Annotated in this window: 4 protein-coding genes; 3 read left to right on the top strand and 1 reads right to left on the bottom strand. The window is 57.4% G+C overall.

Translation table 11 applies throughout. From position 1 onward, the window contains the following. From RTK32_RS20240 to dcuR, 3 genes are all read left to right on the top strand, one after another. Positions 1–467 (top strand): LysR substrate-binding domain-containing protein (locus RTK32_RS20240; protein WP_312047084.1); only part of this gene is annotated, 467 nt, incomplete at its 5' end. A gap of 85 nt (positions 468–552) precedes the next feature. Then, complete coding sequence (locus RTK32_RS20235) at positions 553–2,157, top strand: sensor histidine kinase (RefSeq protein ID WP_312047082.1); 1,605 nt, start codon at positions 553–555, stop codon at positions 2,155–2,157. Continuing rightward, positions 2,154–2,864, top strand: a complete 711-nt coding sequence (dcuR, locus tag RTK32_RS20230; RefSeq protein ID WP_312047080.1) for a two-component system response regulator DcuR — start codon at positions 2,154–2,156, stop codon at positions 2,862–2,864. The genes RTK32_RS20235 and dcuR overlap by 4 nt, the downstream gene beginning before the upstream one ends. Here dcuR and RTK32_RS20225 read toward each other — a convergent pair. After that, positions 2,845–3,491: FAD:protein FMN transferase (locus tag RTK32_RS20225; protein WP_312047078.1), on the bottom strand; the 647-nt coding region annotated here is incomplete at its 5' end. The genes dcuR and RTK32_RS20225 overlap by 20 nt on opposite strands.

Here is a 3,491-nt window from a genome sequence, read left to right as displayed (position 1 = left end):
AGCTGGGCACAGAACTGAAATGGGTCGCCGTCGCCTCGCCGCGCTATCTTTATCTCCGCCCGCCGATTCAGGTACCGGAGGATCTCCTCGCCCACTCCTGTATCCGAATGCGCAGCGGTCAGGGTGGCGAATGGGCGTTTCGTCAGGGCGACGATTACCGCCTTATCGACGTGCCGGGACAGATCTGCGTCAGCGAAACTACGCTGGCACTGGAACTGGCGGTTGCCGGTACGGGTATCGCCTACTGTCTTGAGGATCGGGTAAGAGAACCCCTGATGAACGGCACTTTGCGCGTGGTGTTGTCCGACTGGTCACCCCTCACCCCACCCCTGATGCTCTACTACCCCGGCAACAGACCCATCCCGTCGGGTCTGCACGAGCTTATAGCTCTGCTGCGTGAAGGCACTGCGACAGAAAAAATGCGGGAACCCGCATGGCGGCTGCCTGCTTCAGGTGCGTTCGCATAGTGGCAAGCCGTCAACGGATTGCCCACTTTTTCCTCCTGGAGTCGCCTGCCATAGCGACCCTTTGCCAGACTGCCAGGGAGCGCACATGAGTAACCCACCGCTGTTCCGTAAACGTCCGCTGAAACTCAGTACCTCCGTCAGTCTGATGGTCGGCGCGGTACTCGCTGCCGTTTTACTGATCGTTCATCTGTTCTATTTTTTTCAGATAAGCCATATCACCCGTGCCGGCGTTAAAGATAAAGCGCTGGCGGTGGCGCGTACCCTGGCTGCTTCTGCTGAGGTGCAGCGCGGCCTGTTGCTGCCTGCCGATCGCAATATTATTCAGCCGATTACCCTGGCGGTACAGCAAAGCAATCATCTGCTGTTTGTGGTGGTGACGGATATGCGCGGCATCCGCTATTCCCACCCTAATAAAAACGCCATCAACCATCCTTTTATCGGTGAAGATTTACAGCCCGCGCTGGCCGGTAAGGAAAACGTCTCGATTAATCGTGGCCAGCTGGCACAAGCGCTGCGTGTCTTTACGCCCATTTATGATGCCCGACGACAGCAAATCGGGGTAGTGGCGGTAGGCATCCCGTTAAATGAGGTGGCGCAGCAAATAGCCCGTACCCGCTGGTCGGTGCTGTGGACGGCGCTGTTTGGCGTGCTGGCAGGCGCCATCGGCACCTGGTGTCTGGTGCGCGCTTCCCGCCGCGTGCTCTCCGGGCTGGAGCCTTACGAGATCTCCATGCTGTTTGAACAGCGACAGGCGATGCTGCAATCCGTTAAGGAAGGCGTTATCGCGGTGGACGACCGGGTCCAGGTCACGCTGATCAATCGGGCGGCGCAGCAGCTTTTCACCGAAGCGCGCCATCCGCAGGACGAAGCGCCCGGCCCGCTTATCGCCAACCTGCGCGAGGTGGTACAAAGCGGCGTGCCGCAGCGGGACAGAGAGCTGCATTTTAAAGGTCGCGTGTTACTCAGTAACACCATGCCGGTGCGCAGTAAGGGCGTCATCATTGGTGCTGTCTGTACCTTCAGGGATAAAACCGAGGTAAGTCAGCTGGTACAGCGACTCGACGGTCTGGTCAACTATGTCGATGCGCTGCGCGAACGCTCGCATGAATTTATGAACAAGCTGCACGTGATCCTTGGCCTGCTGCATATGAAAAACTATCAGCAGCTGGAAAGCTATATCCTGAAAACCGCCAACGGCTACCAGACGGAAATCGGTTCGCTGCTGCTGAAAATCAAATCGCCGGTTATCGCGGGCTTTCTGTTAAGTAAGATTGAACGCGCAACCGATCTTGGCCATCAGTTGTTGATCAGCGAAGAGAGCCTGCTGCCGGATTGCGGCAGCGAAACGCAGTCGGCCGCGCTGATTACCGTGCTGGGCAATCTGATTGAAAACGCGCTGGATGCCGCAGAAGAACAGCCCGGAGGCGAAATCACCGTGTTGCTGCACTACCAGAACGGCTGGCTGGCCTGCGAGGTCAGCGATGACGGGCCGGGCATTCCTTCGACGCAGCTGGATGCTATCTTTGAGAAAGGCGTGTCCACCAAAGGGGACGATCGGGGCGTAGGCTTATTCCTCGTGAAACAACAAACCGAAAGCCTTGGCGGAAAAATTATTGTAGAGTCCGAGCCCGGCGTTTATACGCAATTTTTAGTCCAACTGCCCTGGGATAGAGGAAACAAAAGCGCATGATTAACGTGTTAGTCGTCGATGATGACGCCATGGTCGCCGAGTTAAACCGCTGCTATGTCGCTCAGCTGGAAGGTTTCCACTGCGCAGGCGTGGCATCAACTCTGCAACAGGCTAAGGAGATGGCGCTGCATGGCGGCATTGATTTGATCCTGCTGGATATCTATTTACAGCAGGAGAGCGGTCTGGATCTGCTGCCTGCGCTGCGCGAAGCAAAACAGGCCGTGGACGTAATAGTGATTTCCTCCGCTGCCGATGCCGATACCATCAGGCAGTCGCTGCACTATGGCGTGGTGGACTATCTGATCAAGCCTTTCCAGTTCTCACGTTTTGAAGAGGCGCTGGTCGGCTGGCGTCGCCGTAAAACGCTGATGGACAGTCAGCCCTGGTATCAGCAGGCCGATGTGGATCGGCTGCTTCACGGCGATCGGGATACGCCCGAAAGCAAACGCCTGCCGAAAGGCCTGACGCCACAGACGTTGCGTACGCTTTGCCAGTGGATTGACGCGCATCCGGCGGAAGAGTTTTCCACCGACGAGTTGGCCGCAGCGGTGAATATCTCCCGCGTTTCCTGCCGTAAATACCTGATCTGGCTGGCGCAGTGCCATATTTTGTTTACCAGCATCCACTACGGCGCGACCGGCAGGCCGGTTTACCGCTATCGGCTACAGGCGGAATACAGCGCCCTGCTCAAACAGTACTGTCAATAACCTGCCAGGTTTCATCCAGCCGTTGAAAAGGTTGCCGGGTAGCCAACACGACCTGCCGATCCCGCGTAACGAAAATGGCTTCGATCTGCGGATACGCCTTCAGGAAAGCCAGGCCCTGCTCTACGCCCAGGCCGTATAGCAGCGTGGTAAAAATATCGCCGTCGAGCGAACGGTCAGAAATGACCGTCACGCCCAGCAGCTCGTTGTCCAGCGGATAGCCGGTTTTCGGATCGAGAATGTGATGATAGCGGCGACCGTTCAGCTCGAAGTAGCGTTCATACACGCCCGATGTCACTACCGATTTATTCCTGACGGCGACGGTGCCGATTAGCGCACCCGGCTCGCCAAAAGGCGTCTGCAGGCCTATTGCCCATGCCGTCTCGCCTTCAGGCGCATCCAGCGTTTGCAGGTTACCGCCAAGATTGATTAGCCCGCAAAAACAGTTACGCTGATGCAGAAAATCTCTGACCACATCGGCGATATACCCTTTGGCTATCGCGCCCAGGTCGATTTCCATGCCTGCCTGCGGCAAAAACACCGTATGCTGCCGCTCGTCCAGCTGCACACGGGCCGGGTCAGTCAACGCCAACAGGGCCTGTAGTTCGTGCACGGGCGGCACGCTGTCGC

Source organism: Erwinia sp., assembly GCF_031978025.1.
Taxonomy (GTDB): domain Bacteria; phylum Pseudomonadota; class Gammaproteobacteria; order Enterobacterales; family Enterobacteriaceae; genus Erwinia.
This window is presented reverse-complemented; position numbering and strand designations above follow the sequence as displayed.